At 56.9% G+C, this 24072-nt stretch carries 25 protein-coding genes; 24 read left to right on the top strand and 1 reads right to left on the bottom strand.

The window, feature by feature from the left end:
• Positions 1–179: 179 nt before the first annotated feature.
• From C4S72_RS04650 to sppA, 13 genes are all read left to right on the top strand, one after another.
• A complete protein-coding gene (locus C4S72_RS04650; protein ID WP_104001872.1) occupies positions 180–1250 on the top strand; it encodes an ABC transporter substrate-binding protein in 1071 nt (356 codons plus the stop codon).
• 54 nt (positions 1251–1304) lie between these two features.
• Positions 1305–2429: an ABC transporter ATP-binding protein gene (locus C4S72_RS04645; protein WP_104001871.1), complete on the top strand. Its 1125-nt coding sequence runs from the start codon at positions 1305–1307 to the stop codon at positions 2427–2429.
• On the top strand, positions 2416–3303 hold the full coding sequence (locus tag C4S72_RS04640) for an ABC transporter permease (RefSeq protein ID WP_104001870.1): 888 nt from the start codon (positions 2416–2418) through the stop codon (positions 3301–3303). The genes C4S72_RS04645 and C4S72_RS04640 overlap by 14 nt, the downstream gene beginning before the upstream one ends.
• A 13-nt stretch (positions 3304–3316) precedes the next feature.
• Positions 3317–4138 carry an ABC transporter permease gene (locus C4S72_RS04635; RefSeq protein WP_104001869.1) on the top strand — a complete coding sequence of 274 codons (822 nt, stop codon included), beginning with the start codon at positions 3317–3319 and terminating at the stop codon, positions 4136–4138.
• Between the two features lie 18 nt (positions 4139–4156).
• On the top strand, positions 4157–5284 hold the full coding sequence (locus C4S72_RS04630; protein WP_104001868.1) for a DmpA family aminopeptidase: 1128 nt from the start codon (positions 4157–4159) through the stop codon (positions 5282–5284).
• Positions 5285–5415: 131 nt separating this feature from the next.
• On the top strand, positions 5416–5811 hold the full coding sequence (locus C4S72_RS04625) for a GFA family protein (protein WP_104001867.1): 396 nt from the start codon (positions 5416–5418) through the stop codon (positions 5809–5811).
• A gap of 143 nt (positions 5812–5954) precedes the next feature.
• Positions 5955–7118, top strand: a complete 1164-nt coding sequence (ercA, locus tag C4S72_RS04620) for an alcohol dehydrogenase-like regulatory protein ErcA (protein WP_104001866.1) — start codon at positions 5955–5957, stop codon at positions 7116–7118.
• Positions 7102–8865, top strand: a complete 1764-nt coding sequence (locus C4S72_RS04615) for a hybrid sensor histidine kinase/response regulator (RefSeq protein ID WP_104001865.1) — start codon at positions 7102–7104, stop codon at positions 8863–8865. The genes ercA and C4S72_RS04615 overlap by 17 nt, the downstream gene beginning before the upstream one ends.
• A gap of 196 nt (positions 8866–9061) precedes the next feature.
• Entirely contained in the window at positions 9062–10372 is a 1311-nt protein-coding gene (locus C4S72_RS04610; RefSeq protein ID WP_104001864.1) for an NAD(P)/FAD-dependent oxidoreductase, read from the top strand.
• Between the two features lie 346 nt (positions 10373–10718).
• A complete protein-coding gene (locus tag C4S72_RS04605; protein WP_104001863.1) occupies positions 10719–11237 on the top strand; it encodes a hypothetical protein in 519 nt (172 codons plus the stop codon).
• Positions 11234–12523: a (Fe-S)-binding protein gene (locus tag C4S72_RS04600; protein ID WP_104001862.1), complete on the top strand. Its 1290-nt coding sequence runs from the start codon at positions 11234–11236 to the stop codon at positions 12521–12523. The genes C4S72_RS04605 and C4S72_RS04600 overlap by 4 nt, the downstream gene beginning before the upstream one ends.
• Positions 12524–12611: 88 nt before the next feature.
• Complete coding sequence (locus tag C4S72_RS04595) at positions 12612–13262, top strand: HAD-IA family hydrolase (protein WP_104001861.1); 651 nt, start codon at positions 12612–12614, stop codon at positions 13260–13262.
• Positions 13263–13298: 36 nt separating this feature from the next.
• On the top strand, positions 13299–14354 hold the full coding sequence (sppA, locus tag C4S72_RS04590) for a signal peptide peptidase SppA (protein ID WP_407657693.1): 1056 nt from the start codon (positions 13299–13301) through the stop codon (positions 14352–14354).
• 86 nt (positions 14355–14440) lie between these two features.
• On the opposite strand, the gene C4S72_RS04585 is transcribed toward sppA, so the two are convergent.
• Positions 14441–15028 (bottom strand): Maf family protein, encoded by a 588-nt coding sequence (locus C4S72_RS04585; protein WP_104003048.1) that lies wholly within the window; start codon positions 15026–15028, stop codon positions 14441–14443.
• 119 nt (positions 15029–15147) lie between these two features.
• On the opposite strand from C4S72_RS04585, the gene C4S72_RS04580 reads away from it, so the two are divergent.
• From C4S72_RS04580 to C4S72_RS04530, 11 genes are all read left to right on the top strand, one after another.
• A complete protein-coding gene (locus tag C4S72_RS04580; protein ID WP_104001860.1) occupies positions 15148–15675 on the top strand; it encodes a YceD family protein in 528 nt (175 codons plus the stop codon).
• An 18-nt stretch (positions 15676–15693) separates the two neighbouring features.
• Positions 15694–15876 (top strand): 50S ribosomal protein L32, encoded by a 183-nt coding sequence (gene rpmF, locus C4S72_RS04575; RefSeq protein ID WP_104001859.1) that lies wholly within the window; start codon positions 15694–15696, stop codon positions 15874–15876.
• A gap of 2 nt (positions 15877–15878) precedes the next feature.
• Positions 15879–16934: a phosphate acyltransferase PlsX gene (gene plsX / locus C4S72_RS04570; RefSeq protein WP_104001858.1), complete on the top strand. Its 1056-nt coding sequence runs from the start codon at positions 15879–15881 to the stop codon at positions 16932–16934.
• A gap of 91 nt (positions 16935–17025) precedes the next feature.
• Complete coding sequence (gene fabD / locus C4S72_RS04565; RefSeq protein ID WP_104001857.1) at positions 17026–17958, top strand: ACP S-malonyltransferase; 933 nt, start codon at positions 17026–17028, stop codon at positions 17956–17958.
• 35 nt (positions 17959–17993) lie between these two features.
• Positions 17994–18737: a 3-oxoacyl-ACP reductase FabG gene (fabG, locus tag C4S72_RS04560; RefSeq protein WP_104001856.1), complete on the top strand. Its 744-nt coding sequence runs from the start codon at positions 17994–17996 to the stop codon at positions 18735–18737.
• Between the two features lie 203 nt (positions 18738–18940).
• On the top strand, positions 18941–19174 hold the full coding sequence (gene acpP / locus C4S72_RS04555) for an acyl carrier protein (protein ID WP_027854376.1): 234 nt from the start codon (positions 18941–18943) through the stop codon (positions 19172–19174).
• Positions 19175–19268: 94 nt separating this feature from the next.
• Entirely contained in the window at positions 19269–20507 is a 1239-nt protein-coding gene (gene fabF / locus C4S72_RS04550; protein ID WP_104001855.1) for a beta-ketoacyl-ACP synthase II, read from the top strand.
• 68 nt (positions 20508–20575) lie between these two features.
• A complete protein-coding gene (pabC, locus tag C4S72_RS04545) occupies positions 20576–21406 on the top strand; it encodes an aminodeoxychorismate lyase (RefSeq protein WP_104001854.1) in 831 nt (276 codons plus the stop codon).
• A complete protein-coding gene (gene mltG / locus C4S72_RS04540; RefSeq protein ID WP_104001853.1) occupies positions 21400–22437 on the top strand; it encodes an endolytic transglycosylase MltG in 1038 nt (345 codons plus the stop codon). The genes pabC and mltG overlap by 7 nt, the downstream gene beginning before the upstream one ends.
• Entirely contained in the window at positions 22437–23060 is a 624-nt protein-coding gene (gene tmk / locus C4S72_RS04535) for a dTMP kinase (protein WP_104001852.1), read from the top strand. Before mltG ends, tmk begins: the two co-directional genes overlap by 1 nt.
• The gene (locus tag C4S72_RS04530; protein WP_104001851.1) at positions 23057–24055 is read left to right on the top strand and encodes a DNA polymerase III subunit delta'; all 999 of its coding nucleotides are present in this window, start codon (positions 23057–23059) and stop codon (positions 24053–24055) included. The genes tmk and C4S72_RS04530 overlap by 4 nt, the downstream gene beginning before the upstream one ends.
• The last annotated feature ends 17 nt before the right edge of the window (positions 24056–24072 follow it).

Below are 24072 nucleotides of genomic sequence, written 5' to 3'. Positions count from 1 at the left end.
TGCACTTTAATAGTGCGTTATATGTAATTTTAACGGTTTATTAACCGTTTATGCCCACTGAAATAGCCAGTTTATATTGTTATAGATATACCTAATACTGATATTGAATGATAGATACCAGTCGCCCTAGTGTTTATAGGAAATAGGTGGTTCAACACCCAGACCTGGAGGCGAAAAATATGAAGTCGGTTAATACCGCTGCGGCTGGTAACAGATGGATCAAGAAAACCCTGGCCCTGGCTTGCCTGGGCGTGACGTGCGCCGGTGCTTCGGTATCTGCGCAGGCAGATGAAACCCTGAATCTTTACAACTGGGGCGACTATATCAATCCCGAGGTGCTTGAGCGTTTTACCGCCGAGACCGGCATCGAGGTGAACCTGGACACATACTCATCCAACGAGGAGATGCTGGCCAAACTGCAGGTTGGCGCGACAGGGTATGACATTGTTTTCCCCTCGGTTCACATGCAGGACATCATGGCGCAACTGGGCTTGCTGGAAAAAACCGGCATCAACCAGTCGCCCGGTTTTGAGAATATCGATACTAGTCACCTGCTGGCCGAGTCAGATCCGGAAGGTGAGTACTGTCTGCCGTACGGCTGGGGCAGTGTAGGTATCGTCTATAACAAAACGCTGGTACCTGAACTGAACTCCTGGAAAGAGTTTTTCGCGCTACCGGACCAGGGCAAGAAGATCGTTATGCTCGACGATATGCGTGAAGATATCGGCCTTGCGCTGTTGCTTGATGGCAACAGCGTGAACTCGGTGGACCCTGACGAGCTCAAGTCAGCCCAGCAGTTCCTGCTCGACACCAAGCCCAAGGTGTCCGCCTTTACCTATGACAGCATCCCCATGGTTCAGTCCGGCGATATCGCCGCGGCGCAGTGGTACGTGGGTGCGATGATCTACGTGAAAGAGATGCCGGATACCCTTGCGTACGTGATCCCGGAAGAGGGCGCCACCATGTACCAGGAAAACATGTGCGTGCTTAAAACTGCACCGAACAAGGAGAACGCCAAGCGTTTCCTCGAGTTCTTCCTGCAGCCGGAAATCTCCGCACTGAACACCGTTCAGCAGACCAACGGCTCCATGAACAAGGCGGCGATCGAGCTGCTGCCGGATGACATTCGTAACGACGAAAACATCAATCCGGGCGAAGAAACCAAGGAAAAACTGCAGATATTCCGCGAGCTGGGCACAGGCACCCGCCTTTACGACCGCGTCTGGACCAAGTTCCGTACCGCGTCCTGATCATCTGTAGACCACGCAGGCCGCCGCGCCTGCGTCTTTTTTCCGAGGTTTAGTATGGCTGTTTCAGATCCGACTCCGGATTTTCTAAAAATAAAAAACGCATTTCGCCATTTCGCGACGCCGGAAGGCGGTTCCGTACGCGCGCTGGATGGTATCAACCTGAATGTTGCGTCGAATGAGTTCATCACGCTGCTGGGGCCTTCCGGCTGTGGCAAGACCACCTTGCTGAATATTATCGCCGGGTTTGAGCGGCTCGACAGCGGCAGCATCCTGCTGGGAGGTAGCTCGCTGCTTGAATTGCCTGCGCACCAGCGCCCGGTTAACACCGTGTTCCAGTCCTATGCGCTGTTTCCGCACCTGAACATCGGCGATAACGTGGGCTACGGGCTGGATGTGGCCGGTGTGGCGAAAAAAGAGCGCAACCGCCGGGTGTCCGAAGCGCTCGAGATGGTGGGGCTTAGCGGCGTCGAGAAGCGCCGGCCGTCGCAGCTTTCCGGAGGTCAGCAGCAACGAGTCGCCCTGGCGCGCGCGATCATCAACCGACCCAAAATGCTGCTGCTGGACGAGCCGCTGTCCGCGCTCGACCGCAACCTGCGCTCGAAGATGCAGATCGAGTTGAAGAATCTCCAGTCCGAGCTGGGCATCTGCTTCCTGTTCGTTACCCACGATCAGGAAGAGGCGCTGACCATGTCGGATCGGATTGTTGTGCTTAATGGTGGCAAGATCGAACAGCTGGGTACGCCGGACGAGATCTATCACCGTCCCGCCAGCCGTTTTGTCACTGAGTTTATCGGTGAAAGCAACATCTTCTCAGGACGAGTGCTTGAATCAACGCCCGAGTTTAGTCGCGTTGACCTGGGTGGCGCAGAGGTGATCTGTAACAACCCGACCCTGAGCGCCGGCGAGCAGGTATCGCTGTTGATCCGGCCCGAGCATTTCCATCTCAAAGCTGCCGACGAGCCCAGCTCAAGCAGGGGGCTTACTGCCGTGCTTGAGCAGTCGGTCTTTATCGGTCGTGACCATCAATTGCATTGCCGCATGGGTAACGGGCAGGAGGTTTCGGCACTGATTCGCAGCTCCTTTAAAGCGCTGCAGGCCGGACAACCGCTGACGCTGGAGTATGACCCGGCTGCCTGGCACGTGATTCCGGAAAGGGAGCGGGTCAATGAGGTCATTTAACGGTCAGCAGAAACAGCTGCTGGTACTGCTGACTCCGGCGACGCTGTTTCTCAGTGTGTTCTTCCTCGGACCGCTGCTGATCATGGCGGTTTCCAGTTTCCTTGAGCCGGGCCTGTATGGCGGTGTCGAGTGGAGCTTCTACCCCTGGAGTTACGGTCGGGTACTCGGTTGGGCAGATGGCTTCTACGAAGAGTTCGATATCGTTTATCTCGAAATTCTGCTGCGCTCTGCAGGGCTGGCGTTGGCAACCGTGGCGGTCACGCTGCTGCTCTGCTATCCGGTCGCGTTCTGGATCAGTCGGATGCCATCACGCTGGAAGTCGTTCTGTATTTTTATGATTGCGCTGCCGTTCTTCTCCAGCATGATCATCCGGCTATACGCCTGGATCCTGATCCTGCGCGACTCTGGCTTCGCTAATCAGATTCTGCTCTCGCTCGGCATTATCGCGGAGCCGCTGGATCTTATGTATTCCGGTACCGCGGTGATTCTCGGCATGGTCTACATCTTTGTTCCGTTTATGTTCCTGCCGGTTTACTCAAGCGTGGAGAATCTCGATCCGAAGTTGATAAAAGCGTCCCAGGATCTCGGTGCGACGCCTTTCACTACCTTCCGCCGAGTGATTTTCCCGATGACGCTGCCCGGCGTTATTGCGGGATCGATCCTGGTCTTCATTCCCGCGCTGGGGAATTTCGTGGTGCCGTCCATGCTCGGTGGCGCCAAGGTCGTGATGATCGGTAATCTGGTCGAGCAGCAGTTCCTGGCTTCAAGGAACTGGCCGTTCGGCGCGACTCTGTCGATGATCATGATTCTGTTCATGTTGCTGGTGGTTTCTTTTTACCTGCTCAAGGTAATGAAGAAACAGCACGCCGCCTGAGGATCTACAGCTGATGCGTAAACTTCTAAATCACCTGATGTCAGGTTACGGCGCTCTGTTCTTCATCTTTCTGTATGCGCCGGTCATTCTTGTTGTTGCCTACTCGTTCAACTCCAACCCGGTCAACGTGATGATCTGGAAAGAGTTCAGTTTCGACTGGTACATCAATCTCTTTGGCGGTGAAACGAACCTCAGTGACTCCAGCGCCTATGTGGAATCCACCGACCAGTTGTTTGCGGCGTTGCAGGTCAGCCTCACTGTTGCCGCGTTCGCGACGATTGTCTCCACCGTGCTGGGCACCAGTGTTGCCGTCGCCATCGCCCGTTATCGCTTCAGGCTGCAGGGCTTTTATCGGCTGCTGCTGATGGTGCCGATGGTGATGCCCGATATCGTCCTCGGGATTGCGCTGCTGATCTTTTTCGTTGGCGTGGGCATGAACCTGGGTGTGACATCGATCGTTATCGGTCACTGCACCTTCCTGACCAGCTACGTCTTTATCGTGGTCAGTGCGCGCCTCGCCGGTATGAACCCGATGATTGAATCTGCCTCGGCAGATCTGGGCGCCAATGAATGGCAGACCTTCCGCCGCGTGACGCTGCCGTTGATCCTGCCCGGCGTGATTGGCGGGGCGCTGCTGAGCTTCATTATCTCTATGGATGACCTGGTGATTACCTACTTTATCAGCGGTGTCGACTCGACCACGCTGCCGGTATTCATCATGAGCATGATCCGCCGCGGCATTAAGCCGGAGATTAACGCTATCGCCACGATGATGCTGATGGCGTCGGTGCTGATTGCGTCTGCCGGTATCTATTTCAAATCCCGTAAAGCCTGACAGTTAAGGTTAAATCTGATGACAAACAAACGTGCCCGTGACTTTGGTATTCCGTTTACCGGAAAAACCGGTCCAAACAATGCCATTACGGATGTAGCAGGTGTTGAGGTGGGTTACACCACATTGATCAGCGATAACCCGGCGTCTCCTGTCAGGACCGGCGTCACCGCCATTCTGCCCCGCGGTAAAAACAAAGAGCCGCAGCCGGTCTGGGCGGGAACCTACGCCCTTAACGGTAACGGGGAGATGACCGGCACCCACTGGATTCAGGATGGCGGCTACTTCGCAGGCCCCGTGATGCTGACCAACAGCCACAGCGTTGGCATAGTGCATCACGCCGCGACCAAGTGGATGATCAACCATTACCGTGATCACTGGCGTGACAACCATCTCTGGGCGATGCCGGTGGTAGCGGAAACCTACGACGGTGTGATCAATGACATCAATGCCCAGCACGTTACCGAGGCGGATGCCCTGGCCGCGCTGGAGAACACCCAGGGCGGGGCCATCGCCGAAGGTAACGTGGGCGGCGGCACCGGAATGATTGCCTACGAGTACAAGGGCGGCACTGGTACCTCATCGCGACTTATCGACGTAAATGGCAAGACCTATACCGTCGCGGCGCTGGTGCAGGCCAATCACGGTATTCGCCCCTGGTTTACCGTGCGCGGCGTACCCGTGGGGCGGCTGATGGAAGTAGAGCGGGTGCATACCAAGGAGCAGGGCTCGATTATCGTGGTGCTGGCCACCGACGCGCCGATGCTGCCGCATCAGCTCAAGCGCATGGCCAAACGTGCGGCCATAGGCATCGGTCGTAACGGCTCGCCCGGCGGCAATAACTCTGGCGATATCTTCCTTGCCTTCAGCACCGCCAATAAAAAGGCGTTGCCCCAACTGTCGGGGGCTCAGTGCAGCATGGAATACCTGAATGACGAGGTATTCGATGACCTGTATATGGCGGCCGTTGATGCGGTCGATGAATCGGTGATCAACGCCATGGTGGCGGCTGAGGATACGCCGACGTTCAAACAGCCCGCCGGGCAGATCTGTAAGGCAGTGGACGCGGAGCAGCTGGCGAGTCTGGTCCGCTCTTTCTACGAGGCGGCCAGTAATGACGCCGTCTCGCTGGCAGCGTTCCAGGGATAGGAAACAGGGGGGAAGCGGTAACTCCTGTGATGTTTTCCGGCTTGCGACTGGTCAGCATCGGCGTCACCAGCTTATATTGTGCGACGGGCTGGGTAGCCAGCCCTTCGACATATCTGCCCGGGAGTTAAACCATGCAAGGAAGCTGTCTTTGCGGCACCGTTAAATATGAAGTCGACAGTATCGACATGCCGCTGACGCACTGTAACTGCCAAACCTGCCGCAAAGCCCATGCGGCCGCGTTCAATACCACCGCTGGCGTCATGCGGGAGCACTTCCGCTGGACCGCCGGCGAGTCGGTGTTGACCTCCTTTGAGTCCTCACCGGGCAAGCTGCGTCATTTCTGCTCACGCTGTGGGTCGCACCTGATGGCCGAGCGCAGCGCTAACCCTCATGTGGTGCTGCGCGTCGCGACTTTGGATGAAGACCCGGGCATGCGCCCGATCCAGCATATCTGGACCAGTCATCGCGCCGATTGGTTGAGCTATGAAGGCCTTGTGGAGCATGAAGAGTGGCCGCCTGGCCACTGATTTTGCCCTAAGAGCGATGCAGCCGGCCGCGGCTGTAGCTACCGCCAGAATTTTTAATTGTCGACAAAAGAGGGAGTGCCTAAGCCCATAATTTGTCGCATACTGGCGTTCTGGAATTATAAAAATAAAGAGACCGAATCATCATGGCCCAGGAAATTTCCAGTCTCAGAAAGTTCGTCGCGCCCGAAATCATCTTTGGCAGCGGCGCCCGCAAGATGGTGAGCAACTACGCAAAAACCTTTGGTGCACAAAAGGTTTTGCTTGTCTCCGACCCTGGCGTCGTTAACGCCGGCTGGGTTGTCGAGATCGAAGCACTACTGCAGCAAGAAGGGCTCGACGTGGTCCGCTTCACCCAGGTTTCACCGAACCCACGCACTGAAGAGGTGATGCTCGGATCCCAGGTCTACCTCGAAAATGGTTGCGACGTCATTGTCGCCATCGGCGGCGGCAGCCCCATGGACTGCGCCAAGGCGATCGGGATCGTCAGCACCCACGGTACCCAGATTCGTGAGTTCGAAGGGATCGATAAGACCACTAACCCGATTCCGCCGCTTATATTCATCCCGACCACCGCAGGGACTTCAGCGGACGTGTCTCAGTTCGCGATCATCTCCGATCAGCAGGATAGGGTGAAGTTCTCTATCGTCAGCAAGTCGGTAGTCCCGGACGTATCACTGATCGACCCCGATACCACCAGCACCATGTCGCCGTTCCTGACCGCCTGTACCGGGGTGGATGCACTGGTGCATGCCATCGAGGCGTTTGTCTCCACCGGCAGCGGCGCGCTGACTGATATGAATGCGCTGGATGCGATCCGCCTGATCAACAGTCACCTGGCACTGCTGGTAGAGCAGCCGGAAGATAAATACCTGCGCGAGCAGATCATGCTGGGCTCGATGAAGGCGGGGCTGGCGTTCTCCAACGCGATTCTTGGTGCGGTGCACGCGATGTCACATAGTCTGGGTGGATTTCTCGATCTGCCGCACGGCCTGTGTAACGCCATGCTTGTCGAGCACGTGATCGACTACAACTACAGCTCCGCCGAGGATCGTTTTGCGGTGATCGCTCAGACAATGGGTATAGATACCCGCGGCCTGACCAGTCGCCAGATCCAGACACGATTAAGGAATCACGTTCAGGCGCTGAAGCGCGACGTAGGATTGCCGGATACCCTGGGTAAGTTTGGCGTCAATATGAGCGATATCCCGTATCTCAGCACCAACGCCATCAAGGACCCTTGTATCCTGACCAACCCGCGGCGCTCCAACAAGCGCGATGTCGAACTCGTTTATGAAGAAGCACTCTGACCCAAACAGTTACCAAAGTACCGAATCAAGCTCCGAAGAAAACCTCTCGGTAGACGGTCTGATCGGCCTCGGCGGCCATTCTGCCCGCAAAAGTTACTATCCAGCCTTGCAGCAGAAGGTTGTCGAACTGGAGGCGGAGCGCAACCGCTATAAATGGCTGTTTGAAAACGCCTTCCACGGCATATTTCAGGCCGATACCCGCGGCTGGATACAGAGCGCCAACGCTGCGATGGCGCGCATCTGCGCTACCGAGACCAGCGCACGACTCGAAGAGGGCGTCTACTTTGCCGCGCTACTGCAGGGTGGCGAGGAGGAGTTTCAGCAGATCCGTAACCGGCTGCTGGGCGAAGGTCAGCTGTTTCTCTACGAAACCCGTATCAAGCGCCTCGACGGCAGTCAGATTGACGTTTCCATGAACCTGCTGCTGCGCCCCCATGAAGAGGGTGAAATCATCGAGGGCTTCGTCGCCGATATTACCCGCCGCATGGAGATGCAAAACCGGGTACTGGCCGATAACGAAGCGCTGGAGCAGCGAGTCCAGGCGCGTACCGCCGAGCTTACCGATCTGAATACCCGTCTTATCGCGGAAATGGCGGTAAGGGAGGAAGCACAGCGTGAGATGTCGCGGGCACGCGACGCGGCAGAAAGCGCCAACCTGAGCAAGGATAAATACCTGGCGGCGGCCAGTCATGACCTGCTGCAGCCTCTGAATGCGGCGCGCCTGCTGGTTTCCGCCCTGCGTGAACGGGAACTGCCAAGCTATGAAGGCGACCTGGTAGACCGGGTACATCTCGCGCTGTCCGGCGCCGAACATCTGCTCTCCGATCTGCTGGATATCTCCAAGCTGGACCAGAACGCGGTGCAGCCCGATATCCAGACCTTCTCGGTTCAGCATCTGCTGTTCAATCTCGAGGCCGAGTTCCAACCCATTGCTCAGGAAGCGGGCGTGTCGCTGAAGTTCCGCGCACCCGATCTGGCGGTGCAGTCAGATATGCGCCTGCTGTCCCGGGTGCTGCGCAACCTGATCGGTAACGCTATCCGCTATACCGACAGCGGTGGTGTGCTGGTGGCCTTGAGGAAGCGCGCCAACACATTGAGAATCGAGGTATGGGACACGGGGCAGGGTATTCCTGAGGATAAGCGCCAGGATATCTTCAAGGAGTTTCAGCAGCTCGGCCGTCGCGCGGGGCGCAGCGGCGGTGTTGGCCTGGGGCTCGCGATAGTCGACCGAATCGCCCGGGTACTGGACCTGAGTATCCAGGTGGACTCCGTTGAGGGGCGAGGCTCACGCTTCAGCTTCTCGGTGCCCCTCAGTGATCAGGTGATACCGCTGAGATCCTTTGAAACACCGTTGCGAAGAGACAGCGGTCTGGAAGGGGTTGAGGTGTTGGTGATCGACAACGAGCCGGAAGTGCTGGTGAGCATGAAAGCGTTGCTCGATGGCTGGGGCTGCCAGGTCACGACCGCCGCAAGCGCGGAACAGGCGATTGCAGAAAACCGGCTTGCGCCGGAACTGATACTTGCCGATTATCACCTTGATGATGACGCAACCGGTACTGATGCAGTGGCGGCGTTGCGGGGCTATTTCAAGCAGGCGATACCGGCCGCTATTCTCACGGCGGATCGCAGCAGCGAAGTTCGTAAACTGCTGCGCGAACTGGAACTGCCCTTGCTCAATAAACCGATCAAGCCCAGCAAGCTCAGAGCATTAATCCAGCATCTCAGCGGCCAACACCAGGTCGCCTGAGTTTTATCGCATTTGGTGCTTTTGATACTTAAGCGGCAAAGGGAGCTCGGCGCTTAACTCCAAGGTGCTAACGCCCTTGCCGCAGCACTGAGATACACTAGAAGAAACGGGAAGCAGCCTGCATCGTCCGGTTCCGGGCATGGCTGACGTCCCGACAGCAAATGCATCCACCCGCTGTATAAGGACTCACCCGAGTATGAAGGAAAAATCCTACTACCAGCATGTCATTGTTGTAGGCGGAGGCGCCGGTGGCCTGGAACTCGCCACTCGCCTGGGCCGGCGCTACGGCCGCAAAGGATTGAAAGTCACCCTGGTGGACAGGGAGACCACCCACGTCTGGAAACCACTGCTGCATGAGGTCGCCACCGGGCGTCTGGATTCCAGTATCGATGAGCTCAGCTACCGCGCCCAGGGTCGTCAGGCCGGCTTTCACTTCCAGATCGGCGAGCTGGAAGGCCTGGATCGCTCGCAGCGCTGCATCCGGCTGGCGCCCGTGTTAAACAGCGATGGCGAAGAGCTGGTACCGGCGCGGACTCTATTTTACGACTACCTGGTGATCGCCATTGGCAGCCGCACCAACGATTTCGGTATCTCTGGCGTCCGGGAAAACTGCTGCTTCCTCGATGATCGCAACCAGGCCGACAATTTCCATAATACCCTGCTGGAAGCCTGCCTCAGGCTCAGTACCCATGGCACCGATAATCAGCTGCGCATCTCTATTGTTGGCGCCGGTGCCACGGGTGTTGAGCTTTCCGCAGAGCTCTATAATGCCGCGCAGGAGCTGGTCTCCTACGGACTCTCCAGTATTCAGCCGAGCAGCCTTAAAGTAACGCTGATCGAGGCTGCTCCGCGCATTCTCGGGGCGCTGCCTCCGCGCATTTCCAGCGCAGCCAAAACAGAGCTGCGTAAGCTCGGTGTGGATGTGCGCGAGAATACCCAGGTGGTGGAGGTGAACGACAAGGAACTGGTCACCAGCACCGGTGAGAGCATTCCGGCCCACCTGGTGGTCTGGGCCGCGGGTATCAAGGGGCCCGAACTGCTGACGCAGCTGGATGGCCTGGAAACCAACCGCCGTAACCAGCTCGTTGTCGGCTCGGATCTGCGCACCTCTCGCGATGAACGGGTTTTTGCTCTGGGCGACTGCGCCGCCTGCGAACGCCGGGACGAGGAGGGCGGCCTTGTGCCTCCGCGCGCCCAGGCCGCGCACCAGATGGCGAGCCACCTTTACAAGCACTTCGACCGCATCCTCAAGGGCGAGGATATCCCGGCCTACACCTACAAGGATTACGGCTCACTGGTCTCGCTGAGTAAGTACACCACCGTGGGTAACCTGATGGGTAACCTTACCAAGGGCAGCATCATGGTGGAGGGTACGCTGGCGCGACTGGTTTACGTCTCGCTCTATCGTCTGCACCAGGTGGCGCTCTATGGCTATTTCAAGACCATGCTGGTCACCATTGTCGCCCGTATCAACAAGGTGATTAGGCCGCGTATGAAGCTACACTGATCCGCCCTTGAAGGACCGCGTCTCGAAGGATTCGGTCCAGATCGACTGACGCAGAAGGGTTAGGCTCGCAACCCTTCTGCTTATCCCGCCTTTTCTCAGCCTTTTTTCTCAGCATTTCCCCTACCGCGTACCCGCCCACTATACCGCTGCGGAAGATAGATCTTCTGTGCTGGTTTGGTTCTTGCAAAATCCCCGTTGAATTCCAGGTTCGGACTGGCGATGAAAGAGCGTCAGCCTGACCGGCGTCGTCTGCATACGCAGTAGCTGCGCCGGCTTTAGCGACTTGACCTTGTTTAACCGCGCAGGTGTGAGTCTGTGTGATTGTCGTTTTTCTTACAGGAATCCTATGGATAACATCGCCCTGATCGACGGCCAGCAACGTTACTTTTCCGACAATCTTCCCGATGAGCTGGGCCTGATTCTCTATCAGGCTTCGACGAAAGCAGATCCACTGGAAAAGGAACAGCTGCTGTTAACCGCACTGGAGCGATGGCCAGAATCGCTCGACACCTATATCGCCCTGTACAAGCTCTATTTCCGCACCGCCCGATACCAGGAGGCAGAACGCCAGGTCTGGCGCACCCTGAAAGCCTCTGCGCGCCTTGGTGGGTTCCGCTGGAACTACCGTTTGCTTAAACCCGATACCGCGCCCTGGCTTGAAGACCAGACCATCGCCCGTCTCTATCTTTTCAGTCTCAAGGCCCTGGGCGTTGTACGTTTACGTCGCGGCCGCGTGATTCTGGCCCATCGTGTACTGAGCAAATTACTGGAGCTGGACTGCAACGATGAAATTGGCGGCAGCAACTTCCTCGGGATCGCCGAACGCTTTATCGAAGAGGAGATCGATATGGAGGAGGTCGCATGAAAGCGGAGTTGGACTGGTCCGGCTATGAAAACGCTGGCCTTGGCGATGCCTACGCCGATATACCGAAAACCGGTGGCGACTATGCCAAGGCCGTAGCGGTCTGCATCAACAGCATGGTGTGCCTGCGCCCTATCGATCGCGGTGTAATGTGCCCCAGTTTCAGGGTCCATAACGAGGTGGCGTATTCGCCGGGCGGTCGCAGCAGGCTGATCAAGCGAATGCTCAATGGCGAGATCACCGCAGAGGAACAGACGACTCTGGACCGGGCCATGGATGCCTGTGTTGCCTGCAAAGGATGCAAGCGGGAGTGCGACACAAACCTGGATATGGCGACCATCCGTAGCGAATATGTTGCCCAGCGTTCCAAGTCACCGTCTTTGCGGCAGAAGCTCTTTGCCCAACTGCCCGCACTGTTACGTTATCCGTGGCTCGTTAATCTGGCCAATAGTGCCGTTAACGCCAGCCCCTGGCTTCAATCTGCCTTGAAGCTGAACCCGACCCACCCCTTGCCCAGAGTGCAGCCTGCGCCTGAACTTGCGCCGCGAACGGCACCTGGGGTAGCCGGTGAGGTGTTGCTCTGGGTCGATAGCTTTACCGCGCACTTTGCTCCCCAAAGCGCCGAGGCTGCCCTGAGGGTACTGGAGGCCGCAGGGTTCAGGGTGCATCTGCTTAATCAGGAACACTGTGGCGGGCGCAGCGCCTATTCGCAGGGGATGATCGCTACCGCTCGGCATCAGGCCCAGGCGCTGATTGATGCGCTCTGGCCCCATGTGGAAGAGGCGCGTCTGATTATCGGCCTTGAACCTTCAACGCTGCTGATGTTGCGCGATGAACTGCTTACCCTGGATCTTGGAGATCGAGCCAAGGCAATCGCCGCGTCTGCACTGCTTTTTGAAGAGTTTCTTGCGCGTGAGATCTCCGCCAATCGCCTTAAGCTGCCGTTGAAAGAACTGCCTGGTGCGCCACCGGTGCGGGTTCACGGTCACTGTCACCAGAAGGCAGTGGGCGCCATGAAATCGATGCGCAAGGTGCTCAAGATTGTGCCCGGTCTCGATTTCGACTTTATCGAAGCGTCCTGTTGTGGCGGCGCCGGCAGCTTCGGCTTTGAAGCGGAAAACGCCGAAGACTCACAGAAAATGGCCGAGCTGGCCCTGCTGCCGAAACTCGCTGAAGAGCCGAGAGCGGAGCTGATTGCCAACGGCTTTTCATGTCGCGAGCAGGTAGCTCGCCTGGGCGGGCCCACAGGTATCCATATCGCCGAAATCCTCGCCCGACATCTGGCGTGATCGGCGTTTAGAGAGTTGCGGGGTTGTGTTCCTGCCCCACGTTCCTATATACAGACTCCTCTGGTAAACGGTTTCCAAGGAGTTCTTTTTGTACAAACTTTTGATTTTTGATTGGGATGGAACCCTGATCGACTCCCAGGCGCGGATCATCGCCAGTATGCAGACGGCGGCTGAAGAGTTGGGGCATGAGCCTCTGGGTGCTGAAGCGGTCCGCAATATCATCGGCCTGGGATTGCCTGAAGCGATCCGCGCGCTGATTCCAAGCATCGAGGATCCTGCGATGGAACAACTGCGGGATCGCTATGCTCATCATTTCCTGGTACAGAACCAAACGCCCACCGAACTCTATCCTGGCGTTGAAAAAACGCTTCACCGACTCAAAGAGCAGGGATACCGTCTTGCCGTCGCCACCGGTAAAAGCCGTCGGGGCCTCGACCGGGCGCTGGAACAGACCCGGCTTGGTCCACTGTTCGAAATCACCCGTTGTGCCGATGAAACCCGCTCCAAGCCAGACCCTCTAATGCTGCACCAGATTCTGGCGGAAACCGGAACGCCGGCGAGCGATGCGATCATGGTCGGTGATACAGAGTACGATCTCGATATGGGCACCCGTGCTGGCGTTGGCACCGTAGCGGTAAGCTATGGCGCTCATCACCTGGATCGTTTGCGCGGCCATAAGCCGTTAACGGAGATCCATCACTTTCCGGAGCTGGAGCTCTGGCTTGAAGAGCTGGCTTAAAGTACAGACTGACAGGAAGAATCAGAGGATCCTATCGTGACAAAAAACGCCTGGGGTGAAGAGGGTCAGAGCCCCGAAAGCAATAGCCCCGAATCCAATTCTACGGCTGGTGTTGAATCGAACAGCCCGCAATCTCGAAGCGAACAGCGCAAAGAAACCAAGGAGTGGCGGTTGATCGAGAAAATGGTCAGCGGGCTGCATGTTGAACATCGCCGTACCCGTCGCTGGGGCATCTTTTTCAAGCTGCTGACCTTCACCTATCTATTTGCACTGCTCGGTATCTACTTTTACGTACAGAACCCGAACATCTCATCGGTCACGCCGGAAGATCATGTGGCGGTTGTGCGAGTCGATGGTCCTATCGCCGAAAGCGAGAAGGCCAATGCCGATACGCTGGTATGGTCGCTGCGCAAGGCGTTCGAAAACGAGCACAGCAAAGCGGTACTGCTGCGCATCAACAGCCCCGGCGGTAGCCCGGTGCAGTCCGGTTACGTCTATGACGAGATCAATCGTCTGAAAGAGCTGCACCCCGACAAGAAGGTATATGCGGTGATCAGCGATATCGGCGCATCCGGTGCCTACTATATCGCTGCCGCAGCCGATGATATCTACGCCGACAAGGCGAGCCTGGTGGGCTCTATCGGTGTGGTTTCCTCAAGCTTTGGCTTTGTCGATCTGATGGAAAAACTCGGTGTTGAGCGCCGCATGCTGACCGCCGGCGAGCACAAGGGGCTGCTGGATCCGTTCCAGCCGCTACAGAGCTCCGAGCGCGAATTCTGGCAGGAGGTGCTCGACACTACCCATCGCCAGTTTATCGAGCAGGTTGAAAAGGGCCGTGGCGATCGTCTGAAAAAGGATCCGGATCTGTTCTCCGGCCTGGTATGGACCGGCGAGCAGGCGCTTGATCTGGGTCTGATCGACGGTCTTGGCAGCTCGAGCTATGTGGCCAGGGAAGTGGTCGGCGTCGACAAACTGGTGGATTACAGCGTCAAGCAGACTCCCCTGGAACAGATCGTCGACCGTCTGGGTGTCAGCATGGCCGGTCATCTGGCCAATGTGCTGGGTCTAAACGGCGCCGTGCAGCTGCGCTGATACGATCCAAACGAAGTGATAAAGAAGGAGGGCAGCTGGCCCTCCTTTTTATTTGCGCTCAATAGGAGCGGTTCAGTGTTGTGTGATCAGCTCGCCAGCACGTCAAAACCCTTGTTCTCAAGCATCGCTATGAGCCGGATCAGCGGCAGCCCAACCAGAGTATTCGGGTCATCGCCGATAAGACGCTCAAACAATGCGATGCCGAGTCCTTCCGATTTAAAACTGCCTGCGCAATCGTAGGGCTGCTCAGCGCGCAGGTAACCCTCTATCTGCGAATCGCTAAGCTCTCGAAACTGCACATCGAAGGGCACAACTTCGCACTGAAAGCTGCCATCCTTAGCGTCATAAAGGCAGAGACCGGTCAAAAATCGGACCTGTTTGCCCGATGCCTGGCTCAGCTGTTCGGTGGCGCGGTCATGGGTATGTGGCTTGCCCATCACCTTTCCCTCTAGAGTTGCCAGCTGGTCCGAGCCTATAATAAGCGCCTCGGGATGGCGGATAGCTACCGCACGGGCTTTTTCCTGTGCGAGTCGTGCCACGAGACTTTCCGGTTCCTCGCCCAGGCGAGGGCTCTCATCGATATCCGGAGAGTCACAGTCGAAATCCAGACCGAGTTTATTGAGCAGGGCACGGCGATATGCTGAGCCGGAAGCGAGAATAAGAGGGCGGGACATCAGAATCTCCTGAGTTTGGTCCTGTTTTTCGCAAACCGGCATGATACCGCCATTTTTCTCATTGAAAACGCCTGCTTTCCTTTGACACCCATCTACTAGATGCCTAGAATTGCGCGCTTATGTCGTACGGTCCATTACCGAAAAGAGTTGATCCACGCAAATTTGCCGAGCGTGAAGCGAAAATTGAAGGCGTTGCAGATGTATCCGCAATGCCACGATTGAACTCACTTCTCGCCGACGGATCCGGAGAAATTCATATTTCTCTACAATTTGCACTGGATGAGCAGCGTTTAAGAACCGTCTCCGGGACGGCATCAGGCAAAGTCTTGCAGACTTGCCAGCGATGCCTGGAACCGGTGGGGGTAGATGTTGATGCCGAGGTCAATCTGGCCGTGGTTCTCAACGAAGAACAGGCGAAAAATCTGCCCCGGTATTACGATCCCTTGATCGTCGAGGCTGAGGATATCGAGCTGCTGTCTCTGATCGAGGATGAATTGATACTGAGTCTTCCGCTGGTGTCTTATCACGAAGACTGCACGATTCAGACCTCCTTTGGTGAAGCTGGAGAAGCGGAGCCAGAAGAGGAAAGTAAACCCAACCCATTTAGTGTATTGGCCGCGTTGAAAGGCAAGGCCGATAAGAGTTGATCTAGGAGCTACACAACCATGGCAGTACAGCAGAACAAAAAGTCTCGTTCACGCCGCGACATGCGTCGTTCACACGATGCACTGGGCAACCCGACTCTGTCTGTTGACGCGACTACCGGCGAAACTCATCGTCGTCACCACGTCAGCGCTGACGGTTTCTACCGCGGTCGTCAGGTCGTCGAAGCGAAGGGCGACGAGTAAGCTTGACCGCATCGTATTGCATCAGCGTCGATGCAATGGGCGGGGACTTCGGTCCCCGCGTTACCGTTTCGGCGGCCTGTGACGCACTCAAGCGTCATCCGCAGTTACGGATCATCCTAGTCGGTAGAACCGACGATCTCACCCCCTATCTTCGCCGCCACCGCGGTAATCATCTCGAGCGCCTCGAGCTGTTTCATGCCCAGGATGTTGTCTCCATGGAGGAAAAGCCCTCCCTGGCGTTGCGCAACCGTCGTGAATCATCCATGTGGAAAGCGCTGCAGCTGGTCGAAGAGGGGCGTGCCGATGCCTGTATCAGTGCCGGTAATACCGGTGCCCTTATGGCGATGGGGCGACTGGTGCTGGGTATGCTGCCCGGCATAGAGCGGCCCGCCATCACCGCCGCGATTCCCTCCCTTAAAGGCCACAGCTACGTGCTTGATCTGGGCGCCAATGTGGATGCCAGCGCAGAACAGCTGCTGCAGTTTGCGATTATGGGTTCCGTGATGGTCGAGGCGATAGAAAATCGCCCCAGCCCCAAGGTTGGCCTTCTGAACATGGGTTCGGAGGAGAACAAGGGCACAGACCAGATACGTGAGGCCAGCAAGCTGATTCAGGAGCATGGCGGTATCAACTTTATCGGCTATCTTGAGGGGGACGACCTGTTCTCCGGTCGCTCTGATGTAGTGGTGTGTGACGGCTTTGCCGGCAATGTCGCGCTGAAAAGCTGCGAGGGCTTGTCTAAAATGCTGGTTCGGCAGGTACAGGGAAGCTTTCGCCGTAACCTGTATCGCAGACTTGTCGCACTGCTTGCAACGCCGATTCTTCGAGACCTCAAGCAGCAGCTCGATCCAGGTCGCCTCAATGGCGCCACGCTTCTCGGGTTGCGTAACGTGGTCATTAAGAGTCATGGCGGCGCAAACCGGGTTTATTTTGGCTATGCGATCGACCAGGCGCTGGAAGAGGCGCGACTGAATGTGCCGGAACGAATCAGCGGTCTGGTGCAACGCGCAACGCTACAAACAGCGCAGCAGCAAGCTGTCGGTTCTAAAACCCGATAAATCCTGTAAACTACGCCACCCTTGAACCTGAGGGTAGAGATTCAGTCTCTATCTCAGGGTTTATGTAAATAAGGTTAGGAAAGAGGACGCCATGTCGCAGTCGCTTGCTTTCGTGTTTCCAGGTCAGGGTTCTCAGCATCTCGGTATGCTGTCGGAACTGGCCTCTCAGCATCCGATTATTGAACAGACCTTCCAGGAGGCGTCCGACGCCCTGGGCAAGGATCTCTGGGCACTGACCCAGACCGGCCCGGAAGAAGAACTCAACAGCACCGAGAATACTCAGCCCGCTCTGCTCGCCGCCGGCGTTGCCCTGTGGCGTCTGTGGGAACAGCAAGAGGGCGGCGCGCCGTCCGTGATGGCTGGCCACAGTCTCGGTGAATACACTGCATTGGTATGCGCGGGTGCGATCGACTTCGCCGATGGTGTGAAGCTTGTCAATCTGCGTGGACAGTACATGCAGGAAGCGGTCCCCGCCGGCACCGGCGCCATGGCTGCGATCCTGGGTCTCGATGATGACGCCGTGCGTGATGCCTGCGCTGCCGCCGCCGAAGGGCAGGTGGTTTCCGCAGTCAACTTCAACTGCCCGGGCCAGGTTGTTATCGCCGGTGAAAAAGACGCCGTTGAGCGCGCTATCGAGGCATGCAAAGCTGCTGGCGCCAAACGAGCTATCCCGCTGCCGGTCAGCGTACCGTCCCACTGCGATCTGATGAAGCCCGCGGCCGAGCGCATGGCGGAAGCTCTCTCAGGTATCGAACTGCGTATGCCGATCATCAAGGTGATTCAGAACGTCACCGGCGAAGCGCCCAGCGATGTTGAAGAGCTTAAAGCCAACCTGCTGGCACAGCTTTACAGCCCGGTTCTCTGGACCCCCAGCGTACAGAACATGGTAACCTGCGGCGTTACCACGACTATCGAATGTGGTCCTGGCAAAGTACTCGCCGGACTGAACAAAAAGATCGAGCGTTCCCTGAACGTTGCAGCGATCAACGATGCCGCAGGCCTGGAAAAGGCTCTGGGTCTGTAAGTAGCGTTAGGACAGCAATATAAGGAAAGGGTTAAATGAGTATTGAAGGCAAGATTGCCCTGGTAACAGGCGCTACACGAGGCATAGGTAAGGCGATCGCTGAAAACCTGGCTTCCCAGGGCGCGATCGTTATCGGCACAGCTACCAGTGAAGGTGGCGCATCTGCAATCAGCGAATACCTGGCTGCGGCCGGCAACAAGGGTAAGGGACTGGTGCTGAACGTATCCGATGCCGATTCTGTCGCTGAAGTGCTGAAATCGATTCAGGACGAGTTCGGCGTTATCGAGGTGCTGGTCAATAACGCCGGCATTACCCGCGATAACCTGATGATGCGAATGAAGGATGAGGAGTGGGACTCTGTCCTGAGCACTAACCTGACTTCGATCTACCGCCTTGCAAAGGGTTGTCTGCGTGGCATGACAAAGGCTCGCTGGGGGCGTATTGTCAGCGTTAGCTCCGTGGTGGCCTCAATGGGTAACGCGGGGCAGGCCAACTACGCGGCGGCTAAATCCGGTATGGAAGGCTTCACCAGGGCGCTGGCTCGTGAGATCGGTGCACGTAACGTCACCGTGAACTGTGTCGCGCCAGGGTTTATCGATACCGATATGACTGCAGGTCTGCCAGAAGAGCATAAGGCTAAGCTGCAGGCTCAGATCCCAATGAACCGCCTTGGCAAGCCGGAAGAGATCGCCTCTGTGGTGGGCTTCCTGTGCAGCGAAGGTGGTGCATATGTCACCGGCGAGACCATCCAGGTCAACGGCGGGATGTACATGGGGTGACCAGCGTCAACGATGACGGGCGATTGATCGTAATCAGAAGGTGTAGAAACAATTGTTTTTTCCGCCGATTTGAGGATAATTGGCCGTCAGCTTGACGAGAAAAAAATACAGCCGTCGCGCTTGCTAGGGCGTTACGGGTTTTACTAGAATTCCGTCACGCATCTTGGGATGTGATGGTGTTGAGAAGACAATAGGAAGAGATAATGAGTAACATTGAAGAGCGCGTTAAGAAAATCATCGCTGAGCAGCTGGGCGTGAAAGAGGAAGAAGTCACCAAAGAAGCTTCCTTCGTTGAAGATCTGGGCGCCGACTCTCTGGACACTGTCGAGCTGGTTATGGCGCTGGAAGAAGAATTCGAAACTGAAATTCCTGATGAAGAAGCTGAAAAAATCACCACTGTTCAGCTGGCGATCGATTACATCAACGCACACCAGTAATCTGTCCCCATCGAATTGATCGAAAGGCCGCATCTATATACCCGTATAGTGCGGCTTTTCTTTTGTACAGCTTGTGCAGTGCTGGAGGAAAAGCATGTCTCGCAGAAGAGTGGTGGTGACCGGGTTAGGGTTGCTGACGCCGGTCGGTAACACTGTCAAAGCGACATGGGATAGTATTCTTGCTGGCAAGAGCGGCGCGGCCGATATCGAACATTTCGATGTCAGCCAGTATGCGACTCGCTTTTCCGCGTCCGTAAAAGACTTTGATATCGAACCGTACATGAGCGCCAAAGAAGCGCGCAAAATGGATCTGTTCATTCAGTACGGTATGGTTGCTGGCATCCAGGCGGTTGAAGACGCCGGACTGGTAGTAACCGAAGAAAATGCTCCCCGTATCGGTTGCGCCCTGGGTTCAGGTATCGGCGGTCTGCCGATGATCGAAAAGACCCACGACGTATTGAACAGCTCCGGCCCGCGCCGGGTTTCGCCGTTCTTTGTACCGGGCAGCATCATCAATATGATTTCCGGTAATCTGGCGATCAAGTTCGGCTTCCGTGGCCCGAACATCGCGATTACCACAGCCTGTACCACAGGCACCCACAATATTGGTCACGCCATGCGCATGATCCAGTATGGTGATGCCGACGTGATGATCGCCGGTGGTGCGGAAATGGCAACGACACCGTTGGGTGTGGCCGGTTTCTCCGCTGCTCGTGCGCTCTCCACTCGTAACGATAACCCGCAGGCGGCGAGCCGCCCCTGGGATCGGGATCGTGACGGCTTCGTCCTTGGTGACGGTGCAGGTGTTCTGGTACTGGAAGAGTACGAATCAGCCAAGGCGCGCGGTGCGAAGATTTACTGCGAGCTGTCTGGCTTTGGCATGAGCGATGACGCTTTCCACATGACTGCTCCGCCAGAAGATGGCTCAGGCGCAGCTCTGTCGATGGCAAATGCAGTGAAGGATTCCGGCCTGAACGCCGAGAGCATCCACTACATCAACGCCCATGGCACCTCTACACCGGCGGGTGATATTGCCGAGTCCAACGCAGCTAAACGCGTACTGGGCAACGCAGCCAGCCAGGTGAGAATGAGTTCAACCAAGTCGATGATCGGCCACCTGCTCGGTGCTGCCGGCGCGGTCGAAGCGGCCTTCTGTGTACTCGCAATTCGCGACCAGGTGGCGCCTCCGACTATCAACCTGGACAACCCGTCCGAAGGTTGCGACCTGAACTATGTAGCGCACACGGCACAGCAGTGCACCATCGATGCGGCGATGTCGAACTCCTTCGGCTTCGGCGGCACCAACGGTACGCTGATATTCAACAAGCTGTAATGCGATACACAAGGGAGGCTTAGGCCTCCCTTTTACCTTTCATATTCTACGTTCCACACCCCGCACTCATGACTCCACTCACACTGATCAACGGCACACCGGCACAGAACATTGCGGCCAATGACCGCGGGCTTGCTTACGGGCAGGGTGTATTTGAAACCCTGCTGATTCGTAACGGCAGCGTTTGTTTCTGGCCCTGGCATCTGGAGCGACTGCTTGAGGGGTGCCGTCGCCTGGGTATCCTCACTGATGGGCTGCAACAACAGTTGGAAGCGGATATCGCCGGGCTTTCACTTCCTCAGCAAGCATCCCTCAAGGTGCTGGTGACCTGTGGGGCAGGGGGCAGAGGTTACGCGGTTACCGAGAACCTGGTGCCAACGCGAATACTGACACTTGGCCCGGTACCCAGTCGTGACCCGGATCCTGCCGAGGCGGGAGCCAGGCTGCTTTGGTGCACAACGACTCTGGCGCAGCAGCCGCTACTGGCTGGTCTTAAGCATCTGAATCGCCTGGAACAGGTGCTTGCCCGGGCAGAGTGGAACGCAGCAGATATCCATGAAGGACTGACCTGCGATACGTCCGGCCGCGTGATCGAAGGCACCATGAGCAACCTGTTTTTCCGCATAGGTGAACAATGGCATACGCCTTCGCTTGAGAATTGCGGTGTGGCCGGTATCCTCAGGCGCTGGGTGCTGGAAAGGCTGCCTGGGTTGGCCGGCGATGTCCGAATGGGTGAATATTCGCCCGCCGAGGTGGAAGCTGCCGATGAGCTGTTCGTCTGCAACAGCCTGATTGGGATCTGGCCGGTTGTTGAGCTGGCAGGCCAGCATTATGAGATCGGCGCCACCAGCCGTCATTTGCAATCACTGCTCAATAAGGAGTATGACGCCCGATGCTGAAGCGTCTGTTTGCGGTTTTTGTTCTATTCGTTGTGCTTGCCGGTATCGCGGGCGGGGTGTTCTGGAAGGATTACCAGGCCTATCTCAATTCGCCAGCCAATATCGCGGAAGGCCAGATTTACACCATCGAAAAGGGCAAGTATTTCAACTCGCTGGTGAAGGACCTTAATGCGCAGGCGATTATCGATAAGCCGCTTTATATGCGCGTGCTTTCACGCCTCGAGCCGGAACTGACCGCCATCAAGGCGGGGGAATATCAGCTCGAACCGGGTATGACTCCACATCAGATTCTCGAGAAGTTCGCTGCGGGCGATACGCTCAGCTATCACTTCACCATTATCGAAGGGATGCGCTTCTCAGAGCTGCGCCAGTCGCTGGCCGCCGAAGATAAGCTCAGCCATGAACTGACCGACCTCAGTGACGAAGAGATTGCCGAAAAACTGGAATTGGGCGTCAGCTCGCCGGAAGGAATGTTCCTCGCCGAAACCTACCAGTTCCAGCGTGGCATGAGTGACCTTGAGCTGCTCGCACGTGCTCATGATCATCTTGAAAAGCAGCTCAATCAGGCCTGGAGTGAGCGCCAGGAAGACCTGCCTCTTCAGTCCGACTATGAAGCTTTGATTCTGGCATCGATCATCGAGAAGGAGACCGGTGTTGCTGCTGAGCGTCCGCGCATTTCCGGTGTATTTGTGCGCAGGCTTAACCGCGGCATGCGTCTGCAGACAGACCCCACAGTGATCTACGGTATGGGCGAGCGCTACAAGGGGCGCATAGGTCGCGCGGATCTGCGTCGTCCCACGCCATACAACACCTATACCATCGACGGCCTGCCGCCGACGCCGATCGCCATGGTCGGACGCGAAGCGATCCATGCAGCCGTCAAGCCTGCGGAAGGGAGCGAACTCTATTTCGTTGCCCGCGGAGATGGCAGTCATTACTTTTCTGATACCCTGTCGGAACACAACAAGGCGGTGGCGCGTTACCAGCTGAAACGACGCGAAGACTACCGCTCCAGCCCCGGAAGCAACTGATGTCTGGTTATTTCATTACCCTTGAAGGTATCGAAGGGGTCGGTAAAACCACCAACCTCAATTACGTACGTGAAAAGCTCGAGCAGCGTGGCATAGAGGTCGTCGTTACCCGTGAACCTGGCGGTACGCCTCTGGGCGAACAGATCCGCGAACTGCTGCTGACTCCGCGCGATGAAAAGATCGCCAATATGGCCGAACTTCTCATGGTGTTCGCGGCCCGCGCCCAGCATCTCGAATCGGTGATTGTGCCGGCGCTGGAACGCGGTGCCTGGGTACTTTGCGACCGCTTTACCGATGCAACCTTCGCCTACCAGGGCGGCGGCCGCGAGCTCGATGCTGAGCCGGTGGCGCTGCTCGAAAAACTTGTTCAGGGTAGCGTTCGTCCAGACCTGACCCTGCTGCTGGATCTTCCGGTTGAAACCGGTCTGGCCCGGGCCCGCGCCCGCGGTAAGCCGGACCGTATAGAAAGCGAAAAGCATGCATTCTTCGAACGTGTACGCACAGCTTATCTGGAGCAGGCCCGGTGTGAACCGGCACGGGTTGCGGTGATTGATGCCGCGCCATCTCTGCCTGACGTGCAGCGAGCCATCGATATCGCGCTTGAACGGCTGGAGCAGGCATGAACCCGGCGGACGAACAGATCTACCCCTGGCTGCAGGCGCAGTGGGAGCACCTGATTCAACAACAGGAAAGCGGACGCCTGCCTCACGCACTGCTTCTCAGCGGACCCGCCGGTATCGGCAAGGCCGCGTTCGGTACTGCGCTGGCCCATCTGCTGCTTTGCCATCAGCCGCAAAATGGCCGGCCATGTGGACACTGTCGTAGCTGCGAACTGATTGCCAGCGGGCATCATCCTGACCGCTCCTTCCTGTCTCCCGAAGAGCCGGGGAAGCCGATACGTGTCGACCAGGTGCGTGAACTCACCACGGTGCTGCACAGTACTGCCCAGCAGGGCGGTTACCGCATCATGATCATGGAACCGGCCGAAGCGATGAACGTAGCGGCTGCCAACGCGCTGTTGAAAACCCTGGAGGAACCGGGGCAGGACACCTTGCTGATACTGGTCTGTCATCAGCTTGGCCAGCTTATGCCAACGATTCGCAGCCGCTGCCAGCGTATCGAGTTCAGTATGCCGACAGCGGCAGAATCGACGCCCTGGTTGGCGCAGAAGCTCGATATGGATGAAGAGGCCGCCGGTAAACTCCTGGCGATAGCTCAGGGCGCGCCCCTGGCTGCCGTCGATATGAAACAGGGCAACCTGCTTGAGCTGCGGCGTACCTTCATGTCGGGTCTTGCTGACCTGATCAGGGATCGAACCGATGCGATCAGCCTGGCGCAGAAACTCCACAAGGAGGAGCTGATCCACCTGCTCGATTGGTGGCTCAGCCTGCTTTCGGACCTGGTGAGACTGCAATCCGGCGCCGAAAACCCTGATCTCAATAATGTAGATATGACAAAAATGCTGTCTGCTGTTGCACAACGGGCAGACAGGGTTAGAATCTTCTCATTGGTTGATCGCGTCCAGAGTGAGCGAAAAAGCCTCATGTTGCGCTATAACCCGAACCGACAGTTACTCCTTGAAAAACTGATGTTCGATTGGAGAGCGCTGGTTCGCTAAGAGCAGGAGAGCAGCAA

The organism is Marinobacterium lutimaris, from assembly GCF_900108065.1.
Lineage (GTDB): Bacteria > Pseudomonadota > Gammaproteobacteria > Pseudomonadales > Balneatricaceae > Marinobacterium_D > Marinobacterium_D lutimaris.
Note: the sequence above shows the minus strand (reverse complement) of the source record. Positions and strands in the feature narration are given on the sequence as shown.

Coding starts and splice junctions, on each gene's coding strand:
- C4S72_RS04650 (WP_104001872.1), top strand. CDS start 180: ATGAAGTCGGTTAATACCGCTGCGGCTGGTAACAGATGGATCAAGAAA.
- C4S72_RS04645 (WP_104001871.1), top strand. CDS start 1,305: ATGGCTGTTTCAGATCCGACTCCGGATTTTCTAAAAATAAAAAACGCA.
- C4S72_RS04640 (WP_104001870.1), top strand. CDS start 2,416: ATGAGGTCATTTAACGGTCAGCAGAAACAGCTGCTGGTACTGCTGACT.
- C4S72_RS04635 (WP_104001869.1), top strand. CDS start 3,317: ATGCGTAAACTTCTAAATCACCTGATGTCAGGTTACGGCGCTCTGTTC.
- C4S72_RS04630 (WP_104001868.1), top strand. CDS start 4,157: ATGACAAACAAACGTGCCCGTGACTTTGGTATTCCGTTTACCGGAAAA.
- C4S72_RS04625 (WP_104001867.1), top strand. CDS start 5,416: ATGCAAGGAAGCTGTCTTTGCGGCACCGTTAAATATGAAGTCGACAGT.
- ercA (WP_104001866.1), top strand. CDS start 5,955: ATGGCCCAGGAAATTTCCAGTCTCAGAAAGTTCGTCGCGCCCGAAATC.
- C4S72_RS04615 (WP_104001865.1), top strand. CDS start 7,102: ATGAAGAAGCACTCTGACCCAAACAGTTACCAAAGTACCGAATCAAGC.
- C4S72_RS04610 (WP_104001864.1), top strand. CDS start 9,062: ATGAAGGAAAAATCCTACTACCAGCATGTCATTGTTGTAGGCGGAGGC.
- C4S72_RS04605 (WP_104001863.1), top strand. CDS start 10,719: ATGGATAACATCGCCCTGATCGACGGCCAGCAACGTTACTTTTCCGAC.
- C4S72_RS04600 (WP_104001862.1), top strand. CDS start 11,234: ATGAAAGCGGAGTTGGACTGGTCCGGCTATGAAAACGCTGGCCTTGGC.
- C4S72_RS04585 (WP_104003048.1), bottom strand. CDS start 15,028: ATGTCCCGCCCTCTTATTCTCGCTTCCGGCTCAGCATATCGCCGTGCC.
- C4S72_RS04580 (WP_104001860.1), top strand. CDS start 15,148: ATGTCGTACGGTCCATTACCGAAAAGAGTTGATCCACGCAAATTTGCC.
- rpmF (WP_104001859.1), top strand. CDS start 15,694: ATGGCAGTACAGCAGAACAAAAAGTCTCGTTCACGCCGCGACATGCGT.
- fabD (WP_104001857.1), top strand. CDS start 17,026: ATGTCGCAGTCGCTTGCTTTCGTGTTTCCAGGTCAGGGTTCTCAGCAT.
- fabG (WP_104001856.1), top strand. CDS start 17,994: ATGAGTATTGAAGGCAAGATTGCCCTGGTAACAGGCGCTACACGAGGC.
- acpP (WP_027854376.1), top strand. CDS start 18,941: ATGAGTAACATTGAAGAGCGCGTTAAGAAAATCATCGCTGAGCAGCTG.
- fabF (WP_104001855.1), top strand. CDS start 19,269: ATGTCTCGCAGAAGAGTGGTGGTGACCGGGTTAGGGTTGCTGACGCCG.
- pabC (WP_104001854.1), top strand. CDS start 20,576: ATGACTCCACTCACACTGATCAACGGCACACCGGCACAGAACATTGCG.
- mltG (WP_104001853.1), top strand. CDS start 21,400: ATGCTGAAGCGTCTGTTTGCGGTTTTTGTTCTATTCGTTGTGCTTGCC.
- tmk (WP_104001852.1), top strand. CDS start 22,437: ATGTCTGGTTATTTCATTACCCTTGAAGGTATCGAAGGGGTCGGTAAA.
- C4S72_RS04530 (WP_104001851.1), top strand. CDS start 23,057: ATGAACCCGGCGGACGAACAGATCTACCCCTGGCTGCAGGCGCAGTGG.